This is a genomic window from Piscirickettsia salmonis LF-89 = ATCC VR-1361 (genome assembly GCF_000297215.2).
Classification (GTDB): domain Bacteria; phylum Pseudomonadota; class Gammaproteobacteria; order Piscirickettsiales; family Piscirickettsiaceae; genus Piscirickettsia; species Piscirickettsia salmonis.
Genome location: NZ_AMFF02000153.1, coordinates 1 through 6,123 on the forward strand (window position 1 = coordinate 1; position 6,123 = coordinate 6,123).

A 6,123-nucleotide genomic window follows, 5' to 3' on the forward strand; every position below is an offset into this window, starting at 1 on the left:
TTTTAAGGGAGGGTTACCCAAGCAAGTGATGAGACTAACAGTGGCATGACAGAAAATGGTGCCGAGAGAGGGGCCCAAGCAAGCGATGAGACTGACGGCTACATGGCAAAAAATGACGTCGGTGAAGAAGTCAAAGATAGGGAAGAAGGAGTAGGTAAATTAGGAAAGAAAGGCTTCGCCTCTTCTGTAGATAAGCACGATACTATCCAACAAGCGGTAGCTAAAGTTAAACAGCATAAAGACATAACTGGAGCTGAAGGTGAAGCCGAGGTAAGACAAAAAGAAACTGAAGCAGCACTAGACGCTTCCTCAGGACAAGCTCCAGTGGGTGGTACTGGTCCTAATCCTGCACTCCAACAATTCGCCCTCTTATTCCAGCAGCAACAGCAACAAGCTGCACCTACGCAACCAGAACAACAGCAACAAATGGGTTTATAATTGATTTAGGTCAACAAGGCAAGTCCCAACCCGCGGGACTATGCCTTATGGGCCCTACCAAGCAACTTACTTATCCTTGTTATTCTTAAGTACAGACTATTAAATACTAGAGCTAAATCGCTAAATTTTTCTCAACTTCTTCATAGCTCATCACACTATCTACTTATTAAGACCCCGTGTTTGAATAAAGACAGCTAGCGCAAGCAGTAATAAAATAACTAAGCCAATTAAATGAATGCCATCACTAACCCATGGAGTAGCTCCTTGCATAGTGGTAATCTCACCTGTAATTACCTCAGAGTGATCCGGTTTTGCTTGGTTAAGCACTTTACCCATAGGGCTAATGACAGCAGTAACACCACTATTATCGACATTTAAAAAATATCGACCTGTTTCAAGGGCCCGCATTTGCGCCATTTCTAACATTTGATATTTAGCAATACTGTGGCCAAACCAACTGGAATCACTTATTGCAACAATAAAGCCTCCCCACGGTAAACCTTCTCGCACGAGTTCAGGAAAACCAACTTCATAACAAATTAAAGAGATAAAGGACATTTTACCTAAGCGCATCAGCTTTTGATTCTCTTTACCCCCAGTAAAATCTGACATCGGTAAATGTAACCAACGACCAAAAAATTCAGACCAGCTCGGCCAATACTCACCAAATGGGACGAGGTGACGCTTCATATAAGCACCATGTGCATTTCCCACCCCGAGCATGCCATTAAAAAACTGTCCACGAAATTGCAAGGGAATTCCAAAAACAAGACCAATATTTCTAGCGTTTGCTTGCTCATTAAACTCAGCCAATGGGCCCGGAATTTGATGAGCTAAAATAGGAACAGCCGTTTCTGGCCAAATAATTAAGCGCGTTTTATTATTCAAAAAAAGCGGCTGAGATAACTCTTGATAATGTTCAATATTGTCAGTCCATTGTTCAGGGTCCCATTTCATCGACATGGTGACATTACCCTGCACAAGGCCCACTTGAAATGGCTGACTATCTGGCTGTGTCCACGGTACTTTTTTCAAAACCAGACCAAAAGCAAACAAAACAACTAGCCCAATGATTGATAAATAACGCCAATTATGGCTCGGGCCACGTAAAATAATTAAAATAAACGCTGCCGATAAAACAACAGCTAACGTGACACCATACACACTAAAAATAGGGGCAAAACCCGCTAAAGGTGTCGTCAGCTGACTATAGCCTAGATAAAGCCAAGGAAACCCTGTAAATAACCAGCTTTGTAACCAATCAATCAACACCCAAATTGCCGGCACTGCCGTTAGCAACACCAAAGGCGAATGCAAGTTAAAAAAGCGCCGCATTAACATACTTTTAGCCATTGGAATAAGAGCAAGCATACTTGCAAACAACAACGCTAATGCCCCAGCACCAATGACACCCGCCTCACTATACGTCGCGATGCTCACATAAACCCAGCTACTGCCGGTTAAAAATAACCCAAAGCCATACAGCCAACCACACCACAGTGCACGGCGCACACTGACATCTCGTAAGGTAAAAATCAATAACAATGCAGATACGATTGCTAAGTAGCTAAAGTTGAAAGGCGCCATGCTTAAGGTGCCTAAAGCACCACCCAGTAAGGCAATCCCATCGCCCCACCAGCGTTTAAAATTCAGTAATTCCACTGATGACATATTGATCTGCGCTACCTGCATTAAGCCTACAATCTCTCAATTGTACACTGATTTTAATTTTTTACAGGCTCTGCTTGTAAAAGTTGAATACGCCGCCCCGAAGTACTAAGGACTGTAAATTGATACTGCGCTATAATCACAGACTCACCTTTTTGTGGTAAATAACCAAATTGATGCGTCACTAAGCCACCGATCGTATCAAACTCTTCATCATCCAACTCTGCTTTAAAAAACTCATTAAAATCATCAATAGGAGTTAAAGCCCGCACTATATAACAATCTTCAGCTTGTTTTTTGATAAACTCATCAGCTACTGCATCATGTTCATCTTCAATCTCACCGACGATTTCCTCTAAGATATCTTCAATGGTTGCAATTCCCGCAACACCGCCATATTCATCAATAACAACAGCAATATGATTGCGCGTACTACGAAATTTATTCAGCAACGCATCCAATCGAATACTTTCAGGCACAAACAGCACCGGCCGTAACAATGTAGCAAGCTCGATATCTTCTTCCTTACAAAAGCAATAAGGGAGTAAATCCTTTGCTAATAATAAGCCAATGACTTCATCTTTGTTTTCCCCAATCACCGGAAAACGTGAATGTGAGGATTTAATAATCGTCGGCAAAAAGTCATCAGGCTTTGCATCATGATCAACAACAACAACCTGGCCTCGTGGCACCATGATATCGCGCACTTGCATTTCAGAAACCTGCAAAACGCCTTCCATCATGGTCATTGTTTCTATATCAATCAATTTACGGTCTACGGAATCTTTTAATAACTCGAACAGGTCTTCTTTATCCTTAGGTTCACCTAAGAATCCTAAACCAAGACGGTCTAACCAAGAACGGTTCGAGGTGCTACTGCCGGGGTCATCGTTCATACAGGGGATACTTCCTTCTGTTGGTAGGGATTTGCATAGCCAAGTTGGCTTAAAATATCAATTTCTAGCGTTTCCATCGCATCAGCGTCTTCATCATCAATATGGTCAAAGCCTAATAAATGCAACGCACCATGAACCAGCATATGCGCCCAATGGGCTTCTAATAATTTTTCTTGCTCAATGGCTTCTTGCTCAACAATCACTTTACAAATAACAATATCACCTAATAACGGTGATTTTAGCTCTTTGGGCAATTCAGCAGGAAAAGACAAGACATTGGTCGGCTTATCCTTATGGCGATAAGTTGCATTGAGTGCATGAATTTCATCTTTTTCAACAATACGCACGCAAAGTTCAGCCGTTTGTCGACGACCTTGTAAGACACACTCTAGCCAATGTATCATTTTTTCTTCACTGGGTAAGCCCACACTTATCTCACCAATTAAGCCATTTTGAAACTCAATATCAAGCGCTAGTGCTGTATTAGCGTTCATAACTTAGTCATCTCGCTCTGCGCCATGATTGTCATAGGCTTCAACAACACGTTGCACCAAAGGATGACGCACCACATCACGCGCACGCAAAAAGGTAAAGCTAATACCTGCAACATCAGATAATACTTCAATCGCATGCTTTAAACCTGACATTTTGCCTCGTGGTAAATCCACTTGGGTAATATCGCCAGTAATCACCGCTTGTGTGCCAAAGCCGATACGGGTGAGAAACATTTTCATCTGCTCTGCTGTGGTATTTTGACTTTCATCCAAAATCACAAACGCATCATTCAGTGTTCGTCCACGCATATACGCCAATGGTGCCACTTCAATAATATTACGGCTGATAAGCTTATCGACTTGCTCTATACCCAGCATCTCATACAATGCATCGTAGAGCGGCCGTAAATAAGGATCAACTTTCTGTGCCAAGTCTCCAGGTAAAAAGCCAAGGTTCTCACCCGCTTCTACTGCCGGACGCGTCAATAAAATACGTTTGACCTTACCCATTTCAAGGGCACGCGCCGCACAAGCAACTGCCAAATAGGTCTTACCGGTGCCTGCAGGTCCCACACCAAAATTAATATCATAATTATTAATATTTTGAATGTAATAGCTTTGGTTTTTGCCACGTGGTTTAATCTGCAATTTGCGCGTATGAATCACTAGACCATCATCATATTCACAAGCCTCAGCCGATTCTTTATTTTCAACTAGATCATTACTTTGTTCTTGCAGATATAAATGCACCTGGTTAGGGTCTAAATTGCCTAATGTTTCTGCATCTGCATATAACGATTGAATAATACGCTCAGCCACCCGTACCGGTTTTTTATAACCAATAATCTGGAAGACATTGCCCCGACTGCTGATTTCAACGCCTAAGCGTTGCTCGATTTGACGCAAGTGCTCATCACACTGACCACAAACTTCTGCTAAGCGATGATTGTCTTCAGGGAGAAGCTCTAGCCGACTGCTTTCTAACTGTGTATCCAATAATTTCCGCTTTATGTTAACGTTGTAATTCACATTCAACCTTAAGAATAACGACTTTTTTATTAAATAATCAAGCCTTTGTTAGTTTCCTAATTAGAGTGCGCCCTTACCTCTTTAGTTTAGTTTATTTTCTAAAGAAACGAGCTCACCGCGTAATGAAAAGCCCAAGACCTTCGTCACCTTTACTTTGGCAAAGCCACCAATCGCGGCGATTGGTGCAATAAAATTCACCACCCGATTATTCTCAGTACGCCCTTGTAATTCATCAGGATTTTTCTTAGATACCCCAGTCACTAACACGTTTTCTACATTGCCGAGCATACGCCGACTAATCGCCATAGTTTGCTGCTTAATGCGCTCTTGTAAGCGCTCCAAGCGTGCACGCTTTACTTCCATCGCGATATCATCAGGAAGATCCGACGCCGGCGTGCCAGGGCGGCGACTATAAATAAAGCTAAATGAATTATCAAAACCGATATCCGCAATTAAATTCATCGTGTCTTCAAAATCTTTATCCGTCTCACCAGGAAAGCCGATAATAAAATCAGACGATAAACATAAGTCAGGGCGTGCCTTGCGTAATTTACGAATTTTACTTTTATATTCTAGTGTTGTATGCCCACGCTTCATCGCCGCTAAAATACGATCAGAGCCCGCTTGAACCGGCAGGTGCAAAAAGCTCGCAAGTTCTGGCACTGTTGCATAAGCTTCTATTAAACTATCAGTAAATTCAACAGGATGCGATGTGGTAAAGCGAATTCGATCGATGCCGTCAATGGCCGCGGTATAACTGATCAACATCGCCAGATCAGCTTTTTCTGCCGTATCATGCATCACCCCACGATAAGCATTGACATTTTGGCCTAAAAAGTTAATTTCACGCACACCTTGCTCAGCCAAACTGACTACTTCGGCTAAAACATCATCCAAGGGCCGTGAAATTTCATCACCACGGGTATAAGGCACCACACAAAACGTACAGTATTTACTACAGCCTTCCATAATGGAAACAAAGGCGGTTGGGCCATCGGCTTTAGGTTCTGGCAAATTATCAAATTTTTCAACTTCAGGAAACGAAATATCAACCACAGAGCGCTTATCGTTTTTCGACTCTTGCATCATCTCAGGTAAGCGATGCAAAGTCTGCGGACCAAAAACCAAATCAACAAAGGGTGCACGTTTAACAATATTTTCACCCTCTTGGCTAGCCACACAGCCACCAACGCCGATTATAACATTGGGATTTTTCTCCTTGAATTTACGCCAACGCCCTAACTGATGAAAGACCTTTTCTTGGGCTTTTTCACGAATAGAACAGGTATTAACCAGCAATACATCCGCATCATCAGGGGTATCTGTTTTAATAAAGCCTTCACTCTCACCTAATAATTCAGCCATTTTTGCTGAATCATACTCATTCATCTGACAGCCATAAGTTTGAATATATAGCTTTTTGCTCATTATCCGCTCCAACACACCCTGAAAATTCGCTAAACAATCTACCTCTAAAAGACGCTACAGAATAGCAGAATCTACAAAAAAATACCATGCACAGACGCCCATATCTAGACCGATATCCACGCAGATATTCTCTATCGCCTTTAGGTATAATTAACTCACCTTACGCACTG

General features: G+C 42.2%; 6 protein-coding genes. 1 reads left to right on the forward strand and 5 read right to left on the reverse strand.

Going from position 1 to position 6,123, the window contains the following annotated elements; genetic code table 11:
* The first annotated feature begins 45 nt into the window (after positions 1–45).
* Entirely contained in the window at positions 46–438 is a 393-nt protein-coding gene (locus tag C200_RS12490) for a hypothetical protein (RefSeq protein WP_016211410.1), read from the forward strand.
* 159 nt (positions 439–597) lie between these two features.
* Here the strand turns inward: C200_RS12490 and lnt are convergent, their stop codons facing one another.
* From lnt to miaB, 5 genes are all read right to left on the reverse strand, one after another.
* Positions 598–2,109, reverse strand: a complete 1,512-nt coding sequence (gene lnt / locus C200_RS12495) for an apolipoprotein N-acyltransferase (protein WP_016211409.1) — start codon at positions 2,107–2,109, stop codon at positions 598–600.
* A gap of 53 nt (positions 2,110–2,162) precedes the next feature.
* Positions 2,163–3,002: an HlyC/CorC family transporter gene (locus C200_RS12500; RefSeq protein WP_016211407.1), complete on the reverse strand. Its 840-nt coding sequence runs from the start codon at positions 3,000–3,002 to the stop codon at positions 2,163–2,165.
* Complete coding sequence (ybeY, locus tag C200_RS12505) at positions 2,999–3,496, reverse strand: rRNA maturation RNase YbeY (protein ID WP_016211411.1); 498 nt, start codon at positions 3,494–3,496, stop codon at positions 2,999–3,001. The genes C200_RS12500 and ybeY overlap by 4 nt, the downstream gene beginning before the upstream one ends.
* Before the next feature lie 3 nt (positions 3,497–3,499).
* Positions 3,500–4,492 (reverse strand): PhoH family protein, encoded by a 993-nt coding sequence (locus C200_RS12510; RefSeq protein ID WP_016211412.1) that lies wholly within the window; start codon positions 4,490–4,492, stop codon positions 3,500–3,502.
* A gap of 114 nt (positions 4,493–4,606) precedes the next feature.
* Complete coding sequence (gene miaB / locus C200_RS12515; protein WP_016211408.1) at positions 4,607–5,953, reverse strand: tRNA (N6-isopentenyl adenosine(37)-C2)-methylthiotransferase MiaB; 1,347 nt, start codon at positions 5,951–5,953, stop codon at positions 4,607–4,609.
* Between the last annotated feature and the right edge of the window lie 170 nt (positions 5,954–6,123).